Source organism: Martinezella paranaensis, assembly GCF_014200235.1.
GTDB lineage: Bacteria > Pseudomonadota > Alphaproteobacteria > Rhizobiales > Rhizobiaceae > Rhizobium > Rhizobium paranaense.
Genome location: NZ_JACHBI010000008.1, coordinates 213,608 through 228,203 on the forward strand (window position 1 = coordinate 213,608; position 14,596 = coordinate 228,203).

A 14,596-nucleotide genomic window follows, 5' to 3' on the forward strand; every position below is an offset into this window, starting at 1 on the left:
GGGGATCGCGAAGAGGCACTCCGAAATACCGAGTACTCTGATGGACCTGTCGAAAATAAAGACGCTGATCGATTTTGTCGGACGATCGAATGTTTCCGAGCTGACGGTGACGGAAAAGGACGTCACGGTTCGAATCTTCCGGACACCGGATCAGGCGGCCTCCACTGCTCCAGCGCAGGTCCCCGAAAAAGCAGCGGCTGGTCCCGCCGCATCCAGCCGCCATGCTTCGGCAAATGCACCTGCCTCGACCATCGCCGTGAAAGCGCCCCTTTTCGGCGTGCTGCATCGCGCGCCGGCACCGAAGGAAGAGCCTTTCGTTGGGATTGGCGACACGGTGGAGGAGGGGCAGACCCTTTTCATCATCGAAGCAATGAAGGTCTTCAACAAAATCGTCGCGCCGCGTGCAGGCCGCATTTTGCGCCTGACCGATGTCGATGGCAGCGAAGTCGAAACGGGCGACGTGCTGGCGGAGATCGCGTGATGGCGGAGTCTTTCGACAAGGTCGGCTTGGCGGAACGACGTTTCGATACGGTTCTCATCGCCAATAGAGGCGAGATTGCCGTGCGAATTCAGCGCGCTTGCCGCGAACTTGGCTTGAAGACCACGGCGATCTGCTCCGAGGCGGACCGGCAGGCAGCGTATGGCAAGACAGTCGACTGCTTTCTGTGCATCGGTCCCGCGAATGCGGCCCGGAGTTATCTCAATCCGGATGCCATCCTGCTTGCCGCGCAACTGACCGGGGCAGGCGCGATCCACCCCGGCTATGGGTTCCTGTCGGAAAACGCTGCCTTCGCTGAAGTGGTCGAGATGGCCGGTCTCGTCTTCATCGGACCGGAGGCTTCCTCGATCGCGACCATGGGCGACAAGATATCGGCAAAACGGGCAATGATCGCCGCCTGCGTTCCCTGCGTGCCTGGCCCCGATACGGCGCTTCCGGATGATCCGTCTTCCATCGAGCGTATCGCGCTGGAAATCGGCTATCCCGTGATCATAAAGGCGGCCGGCGGCGGCGGCGGAAGAGGCATGCGGGTGGTTCCCGACGCCGGCTCTCTGCACGAAGCCATCGCCCTGACGCGCGAGGAAGCGCGTCAGGCTTTCGGTTCCCCCGCGCTCTACATGGAGAAGTTTCTCCAACATCCACGGCATATCGAGATTCAGGTGCTCTGCGATACCTATGGCAATGCCATCTGGCTCGGACATCGCGATTGTTCGATGCAGCGTCGGCATCAGAAGGTCGTGGAAGAGGCGCCGGCACCGGGAATTTCACCGGAGACGATCAAGCCTGTCGGCATGGCCTGCGTCGAAGCCTGCCGGCAAATCGGTTATCGTGGCGTCGGGACCTTCGAGTTCCTTTATGAGAATGATGCGTTCTATTTCATTGAAATGAACACGCGCCTGCAGGTCGAGCATCCGGTCACCGAGATGACCAGCGGGATCGATATTGTTCGCGCGCAAATACAGGTCGCTCAAGGGCTTCCCCTGGAAACCGCCCAGGATGATGTGACCTGTACCGGCCATTCCTTCGAATGCCGCATCAATGCCGAGGATCCCGAAAGCTTCCTGCCTTCGGCAGGCACGATCTCCGATCTTGTCTTACCGGAAGGTCCCGGCATCCGGGTCGACACCCATATCCATGCCGGCTATCGAATTTCGCCCTATTATGACTCGCTGATCGCCAAGCTGATCGTTCACGCGCCCAATCGGGCGGAGGCGATGGCGAAAATGCGCGAGGCGCTTGCCGCCACCCGAATAGAAGGGATTTCCACCAACCTGCCATTGCTGCGCGCATTGTTCGACGACGAAGGCTTCGCCCGCGGCGGGACGGATATCCATTACCTGGAGCAATGGCTACAGCATCGGAGGGCGGCATGAGCGCGATCGACTTCAGCGATCCCTTAACCATCGCAGCCCTTGCCGATGCTTTGACGGCAGCGGGGGTAGACGGTCTGGAAATATCGAGGCCCGGCGGCAATCTGCGCATCGTGGTTTCGAAGGAGGCGGGCGCGCAAATCAGCCTGACAGGAAAAGCGCAGCCGGGCTTGGCCGCGATATCGGCGGCGCCGGTCAAGGCGCCGATGGCAGGTCATTTCTATCCTTTGCATCCCCGGGATACCAATGGAGCCGAGCGTCTGCCTCGTACCGTCGCCAGTGAAGACGTGATCGGCTTCATCCGCATCGGTTCCGTCCTGCTTCCCGTTCCCGCTGGCCGGTCCGGCTTGCTGGCCAAGCAGTTGATGGAGCCAGATGCGCTCGTCGGATTTGGTGATCCCCTGTTCGAAATCGAGCCGATATCATGATTGCTACTTCGAACATTCTTACGCCATTGCGCGAAATCGTTCCCGCCACGAAGGGCCAGGCGCGGGTTTCCTGCATCGGAGCCCGATCCTTCCTGCTCGAAGCACTGGGTGAATTCGATCTCCCTGCGCAACGATGGATCTGGGCCCTGGCCCAAACTGTAAAGGGCTGGGCTGATATCGCGGAAGTGATCCCCGGCATGACCAATTTGCTGGCGATCTTCAAGGAAACGCCCGAGGATCCCGAAATCATTGCGGGCCGGCTTCTCGAAGCATGGAGCAATGCCGAGAGCCTCGACCTGGAAGGCAAGATCATCGAAATTCCCGTTCATTACGGCGGTGCTTATGCGATCGATCTTCCCGCCATCTGCGACTTCTGCGGATTAAGCGACCGCGAGGTGGTGCGCATTCACTACGAGGCGAGCTACCGCGTCTTTGCCCTGGGAAGCGCCCCGGGTTTCGGCTACCTGCATGGTCTCGATCCGCGCATTTACATGCCGCGCAAGACCGTCCCATCACTCAGGATGGAAAAGGGCAGCGTGACGATCGGGGGAATGCAGACGGGCGTCGCGATGCTGACCGGCCCGAACGGCTGGAACTCGCTCGGCCACGCAGAATTGCAAATGTTCGATCCAACATCTGCGACACCGGCCTTGATGGCACCCGGCGATACCGTGCGCTTCTTACCGGCGAGGATCGAGCTATGATCGAGATTGTCGAGACCGGTCCATTCAACACGGTCCAGGACCTTGGCCGACCCGGCTATCGCGATATCGGGGTTTCGGCCTGCGGCGCAATGGATCCTCTTGCCGTGAGGATCGGCAATATTCTCGTTGGCAACGAAGACGATGCAGCCGCGATAGAGGTCCAGACCTTTCCGTTTAAGCTTCGATTCGAGACCGGTGGCGTCTTTGCTGTCACGGGTGCGGACGGCCATCCGATGCTGGACGGTCGGGAACTGCTTCCGTGGTGTACCCATGTTGCGGAGCCGGGTCAGATTCTGGAGCTGAGACAGCCGCCGAAATTGGCCCGCGCCTATATCGTGTTCCGTGGAGGATTGGATGTGCCGGTTCTCATGGGCTCGCGCAGCACCTCGTTACGCGGTGGCTTCGGCGGAAATGCCGGTCGACCGCTCGTCAAGGGCGACAGGATTGAATTCGGCACGTCTTCTGATGCGCTTCCTCTGCCACCAGGCGGCATCGCTGTCGTCGAGCCGGCCGTGGCCCTGCGTGATGTCTTTCCGGCTATGATAGAGGGCGTTCTGCCGATCCGTGCGATAGCCGCCGGCGAACATGAGCTGTTTGCCGGCGATGGCGAGGCCTTCTGGAGCCAGACCTGGAGGATATCGTCGAGCAGCGACCGAACCGGTTATCGCCTGTCCGGCGAACCGATCAAACCGACGGCGACAGTCGAGATGCGCTCTCACGGCATCGTGCCTGGCGTGGTGCAGGTTCCGCCCGGCGGCGAGCCGATCATTCAGATGAGCGACGCCAACACTGCGGGTGGCTATCCTAAGATCGCCGGCGTCATCGAATGCGATCACTGGCGTCTCGGCCAAGCCCGTATCGGGAGCCGGTTGCGGTTCGTCCGCTCCACGCATGCCGAGGCACGCGCGGTGGAGCAGGCCGTTGCCCGCTACATCGCGGATATCAGACAGACCTCGCAGATGGTCAAGCGCGCCTTGAAGGCGATGGCTTGACGGCAATTGCAGGGATCAAAGGGAGGAAACGATGAAGATCGATCTGAATTCCGACATGGGCGAAGGTTTCGGTCCTTATCGGCTCTGCGATGACGAAGCGATGATGAAGATCGTCTCCTCAGCCAACATCGCCTGTGGTTTTCATGGTGGAGACTCCGACACGATGGCGCGCATGGTGCGTCTTGCGAAGGAAAACGGCGTGGGTATCGGCGCACATCCGGGTCTGCCGGATCGGGCCGGCTTCGGCCGGCGTGAAATGCCGTTTCAGCCCGATGAGCTGCGGCAGCAGATGCTTTACCAGCTCGGCGCACTGATCGCGATCGCCAAAAGCGAGGGCATGACTGTCGGCCATTTCAGCTTTCATGCGGCTATGGGCAATATGGTCAATCGTGATGCTGCGCTCGCCGACCTGATGATGGATGCCATTTTCACGGTGGATCCACGTCTTGTGGTGTTCGTGACGCCTGACAGTGAAATCAAAAAAGCGGCAAAACGCGCGAAGCTCAAGACGCTGGCGCTGTTTCTGGCCGACCGCGCCTATGACGCCCGCGGCGCGCTTGTTGCCCGCGGTCTGCCGGGAGCCTTGGTCAAGGACGAGGCTGCAGTCCGGGCGCGGGTGCGCCGTTTCCTGACGGACGGCACAGTCGAGGCCATCGATGGCACCACAATCCAGATGCCGGCGAGATCAATCCTCGTCCACAGCGATACGCCCGGTTCGCTGGAACTTGCCCGCATCGTCCGCAGCGAAATCGAGGCTTCCGGCGCCACGCTCGCGCCTGCTGCCGAACTTGCATCCTGATTGCTTCCAGCAATCAAGTTTTCATTTCCATCGAAAGAGCACACCAATGCCTTCCATAGCCGATCGCCTCAAGAACGTCTCCATATCCGCTTCCGCCGCCATGACCCAGCGCGCCAGGGAACTGGCCGCCAAGGGCATCAAGGTCGTCAGTCTTTCGTCGGGGGAGCCGGACTTCCCGACGCCCGCTCATGCGATTGAGGCAGCTCATGCCGCAGCCCTCCGCGGCGATACAAAATATCCGCCGATGGACGGCACGCCGGCGCTGAAGGCTGCGATCAGCAGAAAGTTCAGGCGCGACAACAACCTCGATTACGATGCCAGCCAGATCGTGGTGTCCGGCGGCGGCAAGCAGGTGATTTTCAATGCGATGCTTGCCACCTGCAATCCCGGCGACGAGGTCGTTATTCCGACTCCGTCCTGGGTCAGTTATGCCGATATCGTCAAGTTTGCCGGCGGTGTGCCGGTCGCCGTGCCGTGCTTCGAACAGGCGGGGTTCAAGCTGCGTCCCGAGGACCTTGAGGCCGCAATCACGCCGCGCACGAAATGGCTTATCCTGAACTTCCCGAACAATCCGACGGGTGCGGCCTGCTCGCGCGCCGAGATGGCCGCAATTGCCGAAGTCATGCTGCGCCACCCGAATGTCTGGATCCTGACTGACGATATCTACGAGCATCTGGTCTATGGCGGCTTCGAATTCTGCACGATCGCCGATGCGGAGCCCAGGCTTTACGACCGCGTCCTGACGATGAACGGCGTCTCCAAGGCTTATGCCATGACCGGCTGGCGGTTGGGATATTGCGCAAGCGGATCGAAGGAGCTGATTGCGGCGATCAGCAACGTCAACGGCCAGAACAGCGGCGGCACGACGACCGTCACGCAAGCGGCGGCGATCGCGGCGCTCGATAGCCCCCAAGACCTGCTCAAGGAGCGCGCGGCCATCTACAGGGAAAGGCGCGATTTCGTTCTCGATCAGCTCTCAAAGGTCGAAGGGCTGCGCTGCCATAAGCCCGAGGGGGCCTTCTATATCTATCCCAATATTTCCGGTCTGATCGGCAAGACTACGAAGGGCGGGCGCAAGATCGAGACCGATGTCGATTTCGTCATGGCGCTCGTGGAAGAGCATCACGTCGCGACGGTGCAGGGTGCCGCCTATGGCATGAGCCCGTATTTCCGTATCTCCTATGCGACAAGCATGGAAATGCTTGGCGAGGGCTGCGCGCGCATCGCCCAGTTCTGCCGTGATATGCGCTGACGGATGATCGGGCCTCTCCGGTCCGGTTTCCGGGTCGGAAGCATTTAGCGCCTACTTTCAGGCTTCAGAGCTTCAGGTGCTCGGTCAGCTCGACGAGGATGTCCTTGACGGCGAAGGCCGGCTCCGACAGCGAACTCTGATCGGATGTGCAAAGCGACAGTGCTTCTTCGATGCGGGGTGTGACCAGCCGGCAAACGAGAGGCTCGCTCGATTCCGACACGATGCGGTCGGCGATCGCCTTTGGCATAATGGTCGCGCCAAGACCGCTGCCGACCGCACGCGCCAGGGTTCGCACGATTTCGATTTCCGCTACGACCTTGAGATTGATCCGGCTGCGCGTGAAGGCGGCGTCGACGGCCCGACGCACGAAATTGTAGGCCGGCGGCAACAACATCGGCATTCCATCCAGTGCACTGACCGGCACGGGCTTCAGGTCTGAATCGATCGCGAAATTGCGATGGGCAACGAAATAGAATTCCTCCCTGAGGATCGGTTCGAACCGCACGCCTTTGATTGGGCCGACGCCGTGGATCAGCGCCATTTCCAGCCGACCATTCATGATCATCTGGCTGTAGGTCTGGCCGACGCTCTCGGTCAGATGCAGCAGAATCCCGGGGTGTCTTTTTCTCGTCTCCGCCAGAAGATCGACCGAAAGCGTGGCGGCGCTGCTGAAGGGCACGAGGCCGACTGACACACGCCCAGCAAGCGAATTGCCGGCGGCGGCCGCATCCGTCTGCGCCTGTTCCATCTGACGGAGAATGATCTGCGCATGCCGGTAGACCGCATGTCCAGCATCGGTCATGCTGACGCCCTGCTGGCTTCGGATCAGGAGCTTCTGACCGAAATGCTCCTCGAGCGCCGCCAACTGCTGGCTGAGTGCCGGTTGGGCGAGGTGCAGGATATCGGCAGCCCGCGTAATGCTGCCGCTGTCAACGATGGCGATGAAGGATTTGAAACGTCTGATATCCATGGCATTGGGTACTATTCTGTTTTCGCGGGCATGTTTGCAGACGCGCATCCGTTTTGCAACGCGGACTGATGTTTGAAAGTCATGAGGGCTCCGGCAAAATGGGGCAATTGCCCGCGTTCGCAGCCCGCTCCCCGCGGCAGGTCAACCTCCATAAAAGTTGCTTATTACTCCAAAAGTAATCGGTCTTAGGCAAGCAGTTAAAGCTCCGCTAATGTCCACCGCAACAACAAGGGGATCAGAATGCCATTCTCCGATTACAAGACCGCGTTGGTCACTGGCGCTTCCTCCGGTATCGGCGCAGCCGTCGTAGAGCGGCTTCGCCGCGAGAATATCGAGGTGCATGCGATTGCGCGCAGTGCTGGTCCACTGAAGGAATTGGCAGAACGCACGGCATGCATTGCCCACGTCATCGACGTGACGGATCGTGCTGCCATCGCCGATCTCGCGAACCGCGTTCAGTTTGACATTCTGGTCAACAATGCCGGCGTCGACCGGCCGAAGAAATTCCTTCAAGCGGACGAAGAGGACATAGACCTCCTCATCGACGTCAATCTTCGCGCCGTCCTGCATATCTGCCGCCTGATCGTACCCGGCATGGTGGCGCGCGACTGCGGACATGTCGTCAACATCTCCTCGATTGCCGGCAACTATAATTTCGGCGGCAACTCCGCCTATCATGCCGTCAAAGCCGGCGTCGCCATGCTGTCGAACCAGTTGCGTATCGACGCGTTCGGCAAGCGCGTCCGCGTGACCGAAATCTGCCCCGGCCGCGTCGCGACCGATATTTTCAACCACGTCCATGGCAGCGACCCCAGTGTGCGCGAACGCTTCATCGATGGGTTTGAGCTGCCGCAGGCCGCCGATATTGCTGACGCAATCGCCTTTGCGATTGCCGCGCCGGTCGCAGTCAATATTGGCCACATGGAAATCACCCCGACACTGCAGGTAATGGGCGGCCTTCAGACGGCCAAGCCAGAGACGCCAGCCGCCCAATCTGACGCGGAAGGTGCCAAGCGGTGAGCGGGTTCGATCTCTCGGCCATCCTGAGCAATCCGGACTATCAGGCGATGCTCCTGGAGGGCATCGAGGTGACTTTCGTCATCTATATCGGCTCCTGGCTGTTGGCCATGACGCTCGCCATTCTGCTCTTTGCCTTCCGGATGTCGCCGCTTCGTGTTGGCGACCCGATCGTAAAGGCTTACGTTTCCTATCATCGCAATGTTCCGACACTCGTGCAGCTCATGCTGTGGTATTTCGGAATCTATTCGTTGATGCCGCAAGGCATCACAGACTGGCTCGCCAACCATAATGCCGAAGCCATATTCGCGGTCATCGGGCTCGGATTGTGTCAGGCGGCTTATTTCAGCGAGGATTTGCGTTCCGGTCTGCGTTCTGTCAGCCCGGGGCAGATGGAAGCTGCCAAAGCTCTCGGGCATGGTTATCTCTCCGCAATGCGTTTCGTGATCATGCCCCAAGGCCTGCGCAATGCACTGCCACCGCTGATCAACCACAGTGTCTCCCTTTTCAAGAATAGCAGTCTTGCCATCGTCGTCGGTGCGTCAGAGCTTACGCATGCGGTGAAGGAAATCGATAATGTCAGCTTCCGCACCTTTGAGATCTATCTGATCGGCACCGTTATCTATCTGTTCTTCTCGCTCATCATCATGGCCTTGGGCGCATATTTCGCCATGCGTGCCGATCCGATGCGGAGGGCGCGCGCTTGATCCAGGACATTATCAATATCATCCATGACTATTGGCTTCTGTTGCTGATCGGCCAGTATCCCAACGGCCCGCTGGGCGGCCTTGCCAATACGCTCATCCTGTCCGCACTCGCCATTGCGCTCGCTTTCCCTCTCAGCATCCTGCTTGCCATGGCGCGCCTTTCCAAATGGGCGGCTCTCAGATGGCCGGTGACCGGCCTGGTCTACATCACACGCGGCGTTCCGCTGCTGATGCTGATCCTTTGGTCCTATTTCATCGTTCCGCTTTGGACCGGCGCTGACGTGCCGAGTTTCCTGATCATGCTGGTAACGCTGGTCATCTATGAGGGCGCGTTCTTGAGTGAGGTCGTGCGGGCCGGCATCGTTTCACTCGGCCAGGGGCAAATGGATGCCGCCAGGGCGCTCGGCCACAGTTATATCGGAGCGATGCGCTTCGTGATCTTGCCGCAGGCGCTCTACAATATGATCCCGAGCATGATCTCGACGTTCGTCTCGACGATCAAGGACACGACGCTTGGTTATGTCATCAATGTGCCGGATCTCACGTTTGCGGCAAGCCAGGTGAACAACCAGCTTCTCTCGCAGCCCTTCCAGGTCTTCTTCATCCTTGCCGTGGTCTACTATCTCCTTTGCTGGAGCCTGACCCACGTCGCTAACAGCGTTGAAAAGCGAATTGCTCGCCGACGTGCCGGGCCGAGCAAAGCGCGCCTCCGCACCGATGTCGTTCCCCTCAAAACATTTACGGAGCAGCTATGAGCATCCCAGTTTCCGGGCCGCAGGACGCTCAGGAGATACGCCTTCACGAGGTCTGCAAGAGCTACGGTCATTACCAGGTGCTGAAGAACATCAACGCCGATGTCAGCCGCGGCGAGGTGGTCGTCATTTGCGGGCCGTCCGGTTCCGGCAAGTCCACCCTGATCCGTACGATCAACAGGCTGGAGGAGATCAACAGCGGTTCGATCAGTTTTGAGGGAAAGAATATTCACGCCCCGATGGGTGGTTCCGAGCTAAACCGGCTGCGCAGCCGGATCGGTTTCGTTTTTCAGAATTTCAACCTGTTTCCCCATTTGTCCGTCGTCGACAACATTGCCATGTCGCCGATCCGGGTGAAGGGCGTGCCGGCGAAGGTCGCGCGCGACAAGGCCGTTGCGCTGCTTCATCGCGTCGGTCTTGCCGACAAGGCAAATGCCTATCCCGGCCAGCTTTCAGGCGGTCAGCAGCAGCGCGTGGCAATCGCCCGCGCGCTCGCGATGGAGCCGCCCGTCATGCTTTTTGACGAGCCGACGAGCGCACTCGATCCGGAGATGGTGGGCGAAGTGCTGAGCGTCATGAAAAGCCTGGCGGCCGAAGGAATGACCATGCTCTGCGTCACCCACGAAATGGGCTTTGCCCGCGATGTGGCGGACCGGATCTGGTTCATCGACGCGGGCGAGATCCTGGAGACCGCTCCTCCCGAGGAGTTCTTTAAAAATCCCCGCCATCCCAGAGCTCAGCGCTTTCTTTCCGATCTGCGCCACTAGAGCAATTCCAGGAAAAGTGCATAGCGGTTTTCCGTCCGGAATTGCGGAAAAACAAAGAGATAGAGCGGTTCTGAGATTCCGTGAAAAGCTGAACCGCTCTAGGCATCACAAAGCAATAACAAGGAGAACAGCAATGAATTGGAAATGCTTCACCGTAACGCTGGCACTCGCGGGCATCGCCGGCGCCATGCCGGCCAAGGCCGACCAGCTCGACACGATCATGTCGGCAAAGACGCTGCGCTGCGCGACCTATGCGGATGTCCCCCCGTTTTCCTCTCCTGATCCCAAGACCCGCGAAATGGCTGGGTTCGACGTCGATCTGTGCAAGGCGATCGCAAATGAACTCGGCGTGAAGGCTGAGATCAAGCCGATTTCGGTCGAAGCGCGTGTTCCCGAAGTCAAGCTTGGCCGCGTCGACATTACGGTCGCCAACCTTGCTTATACGCTGAGCCGCGCCGAGCAGATCCAGTTCAGCGATCCTTATTATGTCGCCAAGGAAATGCTCATCGTTCCCGCTGATGACGCCGGCAAGAAGAAGGCCGATTACGAGGGCCAGCGTCTTGCCTCGACCAAGGGCTCGACCTCGGAACTGGCGATCAAGCTCAATAAGTCCGACCCGCTCACCTTCCAGGATACGGGGTCTGCATATCTCGCCGTTCAGCAGGGCAAGGCGCGTGGCATGGTCGCGAACACCATGACGACGACGCTACTGGTCAACCAGTCGAAGACCAAGGGCAAGCAGATGCGGATGATCGACGAGCCGATGCTGCTGGAGCCGGTCGGTATCGGCATGCAGAAGGACCAGCCCGCCCTGACCGCAAAGATCAACGCAATCCTGCATAAGCTCGACGACTCGGGCGAGATCAACAAGATCTGGGACAAATGGCTCGGCCCGAACACGGAATACAAGATGACCCGCAACGAAAAGGTTGTACCAATCTCCGAATTGAAGTTCGAACCAATCCCTTGATGCCGCATCCCTTCGCCTGATCGGTGATCCATCCGAACATCGTTGTTGATCGCCGGCGGCACTGCCTGCCGCCGGCCTAACCATGAGAAGTTTCCATGACCCACATCAAAGATATCGCCGAGCGACCGAGCAAAGCAGACATCGAGGCGCTCTCCAAATTCTCGCCCGCGACGATCCATGAGGCCCAGGGTCGCCGTGGCGCACTTTCCTCGCGCCTGAAGCCGGTGGACTATCGCATGAAGCTTTGCGGCCCGGCCTTCACGGTGAAGTCCGCGCCGCGCGACAACATCATGCTGCAACTTGCGATCAACTACGCCAAGCCGGGCGACATCATCGTCGTGTCCGCGGGCGAATACGAGGAAGCGGGTTCCTTCGGCGATGTCCTGGCCAATGCCTGCCTTGCCAAGGGCATCGGCGGATTGGTGACCGATACCGGCGTGCGCGATACGCTTCAATTGCGGGAACTTGGATTTCCGGTCTTCTCGCTCAGCGTCTGCATCAAAGGCACCGTCAAGGAAACGATCGCAGCCGTCAACGACCCGATTATCGTCGGCGGAGAGATCATCAATCCAGGCGATATCGTCGTCGGTGACGCGGATGGTCTCGTTGTCGTTCGCAGAGGAGAAGCGCAAGAGGTAGCGCGGCTTTCGCAGGCGCGCGAGGATGCCGAAGCCGGCTATATCGAAGCCTATAAGCAGGGCAAATCGGTCATCGAAGTCAGTAAGCTCGAACCGGTGCTGAAAGCCAAGGGCCTCATCGTCGATATCTGACGGCCTCTTTGAGGCATCCCAGTCGGCCGGAGAATACAGTCCGGCCGACCGATGGCGCAGATCCGACTATGCTGCTTTCAGCAACGCCCCATGCGGATCCAAGACGAACTTCGTCGCCGCACCCTGGTCGAAGCTTTCGTAGCCTTGGGCGGCATCTTCAAGCGAGATGATTTTTGCGTTGACGATGTCGGCAATTGGCAGCCGATCATGCAGGATTGCCTGCATGAGTTGCCGGTTGTACTTCAAGACCGGAGTCTGACCTGTATGGAAGGACTGCGCCTTCGCCCAGCCGAGGCCTAAGCGTAGGGAGAGGCTGCCGTGCTTGGCCGCAGCATCGACCGCGCCCGGATCTTCCGTGACATAGAGGCCGGGAATGCCGATCGAGCCGGCTGCGCGGGTGATTTCCATCATCTGATTGAGGACGATTGCCGGCTGTTCACCACCCGAGTGGCCGCGAGCCTCGAAGCCGACGGCATCGATGGCGCTGTCCACTTCGTCGCTGCCAACGACTTCTGCAATCATTTCGCCGAGGCGATCGCTCTTGGACAGGTCTATCGGCTCGAAGCCAACCTTTGCCGCATGTGCCAGGCGTTCCTTGTTGAAGTCGCCGATCATGACGACGGCCGCACCCAGGATGCGGGCGGAAGCTGCCGCCGCCAGACCCACCGGACCAGCACCTGCGACATAGACAGTGGATCCTACGCCGACACCAGCGCGAACGGCGCCGTGAAAGCCGGTGGGCAGAATGTCCGACAGCATGGTGAGGTCACGGATCTTCGCCATGGCCTTGTCGCGATCAGGGAACTTCAGCAGATTGAAATCCGCATAGGGCACCATCACATAGCGCGCCTGGCCGCCGATCCAGCCACCCATGTCGACATAACCATAGGCGCCGCCTGCGCGTGACGGGTTCACCGTCAGGCAAACGCCGGTATCCTGCGATTTGCAGCAGCGGCAGCGGCCGCAAGCGACATTGAAAGGAACCGAGACGATATCGCCGATGTCGAGCATCTCCACATCGACGCCTTTTTCAATGATCTGCCCGGTGATCTCATGGCCAAGCACGAGACCCGGCATGGCGGTCGTGCGGCCACGCACCATATGCTGATCAGAGCCGCAGATATTCGTGGAGATCACCTTCAGGATAACGCCGTGCTCGATATGACGGCCGTCCGGCGCCTCCAGTTTTGGATCATCGATGTCGCGAACCTCTACGCGACCGGGCCGCATATAAACGACGCCTCTGTTGCCAGTCATGCCATCTCCTCCTTGGTTCAACACTTGATCGTCACTGTCCGCGATCGCCTCCTGTTCGGCCCGCTCCTCAACGGCCGAATAGAAGTAAAAATCGACCGCGGCCACCGCGATTTCAGCGGCGCCCGGTCCACTTATCGAGAAGGTGTCCGGACAACACCTTCGACATGTCTAAAAGACCACACCTGCAGGATGCGGTGCCCTCAGGAAAGCGACTCCACAGATATCCATGGGCGACGCTCCATCTCACGCCTCGATCGACACATCGCCTGTTGGCTGTGAGCAGCAGGCCAGGATGTAGCCTTCTTCGATTTCTTCATCGAGAATGCCACCGTTGTGCCGCATATCGACCTCACCCGAAACCTTCATGATGCGGCATGTGCCGCATAGGCCGCCCTCGCAGGCAGCGCCGATGCGTACGCCGATGGCGCGGGCCGTCTGCAGGATTGTCTGGCCAGGCGGGCACTTGGCCTCCTTGCCGGCCATGGTAAAGGTAACGGTGGCAACCGCATCGGCACCGGTCTCGCCCGGGCCGGCGCGCACCGCGAGCTCCTCGGCTGCGGGTGCTGCCGCGGGCTGGAAGCTTTCCTCATGGTAACGGTCCATGTTGAAACCGCAGACCTTCAGCATGTCGCGCACGCCACGCATGAAGGGCTCGGGACCGCAACAAAATACCGTGCGCTCGCGAAAATCAGGGGTCAGCAACGAAAGACGCGCCGCATCGATGCGGCCGCGCAGCCCATGCCAGCCGTCACGCGGATTGTGGTTCTTGACGATGAAACCGAGCGACAGCTTCGGCATCTGCGCCGCGAGACATTCGAGTTCCGTCTTGAAGAACAGGTCGTCCGGTGTGCGGGCGCATGAGATGAAGCCAACGTCCGCCTGCGGCGTACAGTCCGCCATCCAGCGGATCATCGACATCATCGGTGTGATGCCGGAGCCGCCCGAGATGAAGAGATATTTTTCGCCCGGATGGCGCACGAAGGAGAAGTCGCCAAGCGGCCCGAAGGCCTTCAGCTTTATCCCCGGTTTGAGGTTGTCGAACATCCAGCGCGTACCGATGCTCGTTGCCTGGGCCTTCACCGTCACGGAGACGGAAAAGGGTCGTGAGGGCGTCGACGATAGCGTATAGGTGCGAAATACCGGCTCGTTTTCGGAAACGGGTAACTCCAGGGTTACGAACTGGCCTGGCAAATATCGGAACCAATTGTCCCGGTCGGAGCGGAACGTGAAGGTCATCACATCAGGTGTCTCCACCGTGGCGGCGATGCATTCCAGCAGGTCGTGGCGGTCATTCCACGGCTGCAGTTCGTCGAAGTGGCGAAATGTGCTGACAGTCGTCATG

Annotated in this window: 16 protein-coding genes; 13 read left to right on the plus strand and 3 right to left on the minus strand. The window is 59.8% G+C overall.

Features of this window, described 5'->3' with window-relative positions; genetic code table 11:
* Window positions 1-40: 40 nt before the first annotated feature.
* The 7 genes from GGD50_RS20380 to GGD50_RS20410 are packed head-to-tail and all read left to right on the plus strand — an operon-like array spanning window position 41 to window position 6,044.
* Window positions 41-481, plus strand: a complete 441-nt coding sequence (locus tag GGD50_RS20380) for an acetyl-CoA carboxylase biotin carboxyl carrier protein (RefSeq protein WP_183938837.1) — start codon at window positions 41-43, stop codon at window positions 479-481.
* Entirely contained in the window at window positions 481-1,872 is a 1,392-nt protein-coding gene (gene accC, locus GGD50_RS20385; RefSeq protein ID WP_183938838.1) for an acetyl-CoA carboxylase biotin carboxylase subunit, read from the plus strand. The genes GGD50_RS20380 and accC overlap by 1 nt, the downstream gene beginning before the upstream one ends.
* Window positions 1,869-2,297, plus strand: coding sequence for an acetyl-CoA carboxylase (locus GGD50_RS20390; protein ID WP_183938839.1), 429 nt, complete (start codon window positions 1,869-1,871; stop codon window positions 2,295-2,297). The genes accC and GGD50_RS20390 overlap by 4 nt, the downstream gene beginning before the upstream one ends.
* Window positions 2,294-3,001 carry a 5-oxoprolinase subunit PxpB gene (gene pxpB, locus GGD50_RS20395; protein WP_183938840.1) on the plus strand — a complete coding sequence of 236 codons (708 nt, stop codon included), beginning with the start codon at window positions 2,294-2,296 and terminating at the stop codon, window positions 2,999-3,001. The genes GGD50_RS20390 and pxpB overlap by 4 nt, the downstream gene beginning before the upstream one ends.
* Entirely contained in the window at window positions 2,998-3,993 is a 996-nt protein-coding gene (locus GGD50_RS20400) for a 5-oxoprolinase subunit C family protein (RefSeq protein ID WP_183938841.1), read from the plus strand. The genes pxpB and GGD50_RS20400 overlap by 4 nt, the downstream gene beginning before the upstream one ends.
* Before the next feature lie 31 nt (window positions 3,994-4,024).
* Window positions 4,025-4,792 carry a 5-oxoprolinase subunit PxpA gene (locus GGD50_RS20405; RefSeq protein WP_183938842.1) on the plus strand — a complete coding sequence of 256 codons (768 nt, stop codon included), beginning with the start codon at window positions 4,025-4,027 and terminating at the stop codon, window positions 4,790-4,792.
* Window positions 4,793-4,838: 46 nt separating this feature from the next.
* Window positions 4,839-6,044: a pyridoxal phosphate-dependent aminotransferase gene (locus tag GGD50_RS20410; protein ID WP_183938843.1), complete on the plus strand. Its 1,206-nt coding sequence runs from the start codon at window positions 4,839-4,841 to the stop codon at window positions 6,042-6,044.
* Window positions 6,045-6,108: 64 nt separating this feature from the next.
* Here GGD50_RS20410 and nac read toward each other — a convergent pair whose 3' ends face one another.
* Window positions 6,109-7,014 carry a nitrogen assimilation transcriptional regulator NAC gene (gene nac / locus GGD50_RS20415; RefSeq protein ID WP_183938844.1) on the minus strand — a complete coding sequence of 302 codons (906 nt, stop codon included), beginning with the start codon at window positions 7,012-7,014 and terminating at the stop codon, window positions 6,109-6,111.
* 240 nt (window positions 7,015-7,254) lie between these two features.
* Between nac and GGD50_RS20420 the strand changes: the two genes are divergently transcribed.
* The 6 genes from GGD50_RS20420 to GGD50_RS20445 all read left to right on the plus strand — a co-directional run bounded on the left by GGD50_RS20420 (window position 7,255) and on the right by GGD50_RS20445 (window position 11,997).
* Complete coding sequence (locus tag GGD50_RS20420) at window positions 7,255-8,034, plus strand: SDR family oxidoreductase (RefSeq protein WP_183938845.1); 780 nt, start codon at window positions 7,255-7,257, stop codon at window positions 8,032-8,034.
* Complete coding sequence (locus GGD50_RS20425) at window positions 8,031-8,738, plus strand: ABC transporter permease subunit (RefSeq protein WP_183938846.1); 708 nt, start codon at window positions 8,031-8,033, stop codon at window positions 8,736-8,738. The genes GGD50_RS20420 and GGD50_RS20425 overlap by 4 nt, the downstream gene beginning before the upstream one ends.
* Window positions 8,735-9,493 (plus strand): amino acid ABC transporter permease, encoded by a 759-nt coding sequence (locus GGD50_RS20430; protein ID WP_183938847.1) that lies wholly within the window; start codon window positions 8,735-8,737, stop codon window positions 9,491-9,493. Before GGD50_RS20425 ends, GGD50_RS20430 begins: the two co-directional genes overlap by 4 nt.
* Window positions 9,490-10,257 carry an amino acid ABC transporter ATP-binding protein gene (locus GGD50_RS20435; protein WP_183938848.1) on the plus strand — a complete coding sequence of 256 codons (768 nt, stop codon included), beginning with the start codon at window positions 9,490-9,492 and terminating at the stop codon, window positions 10,255-10,257. Before GGD50_RS20430 ends, GGD50_RS20435 begins: the two co-directional genes overlap by 4 nt.
* Window positions 10,258-10,390: 133 nt before the next feature.
* Window positions 10,391-11,227 carry an ABC transporter substrate-binding protein gene (locus GGD50_RS20440; protein WP_183938849.1) on the plus strand — a complete coding sequence of 279 codons (837 nt, stop codon included), beginning with the start codon at window positions 10,391-10,393 and terminating at the stop codon, window positions 11,225-11,227.
* A gap of 95 nt (window positions 11,228-11,322) precedes the next feature.
* Window positions 11,323-11,997 carry a 4-carboxy-4-hydroxy-2-oxoadipate aldolase/oxaloacetate decarboxylase gene (locus GGD50_RS20445; RefSeq protein WP_183938850.1) on the plus strand — a complete coding sequence of 225 codons (675 nt, stop codon included), beginning with the start codon at window positions 11,323-11,325 and terminating at the stop codon, window positions 11,995-11,997.
* Window positions 11,998-12,063: 66 nt separating this feature from the next.
* On the opposite strand, the gene fdhA is transcribed toward GGD50_RS20445, so the two are convergent.
* Complete coding sequence (fdhA, locus tag GGD50_RS20450; protein WP_183938851.1) at window positions 12,064-13,254, minus strand: formaldehyde dehydrogenase, glutathione-independent; 1,191 nt, start codon at window positions 13,252-13,254, stop codon at window positions 12,064-12,066.
* Window positions 13,255-13,497: 243 nt separating this feature from the next.
* Entirely contained in the window at window positions 13,498-14,595 is a 1,098-nt protein-coding gene (locus GGD50_RS20455; protein ID WP_183938852.1) for an FAD-binding oxidoreductase, read from the minus strand.
* Between the last annotated feature and the right edge of the window lies 1 nt (window position 14,596).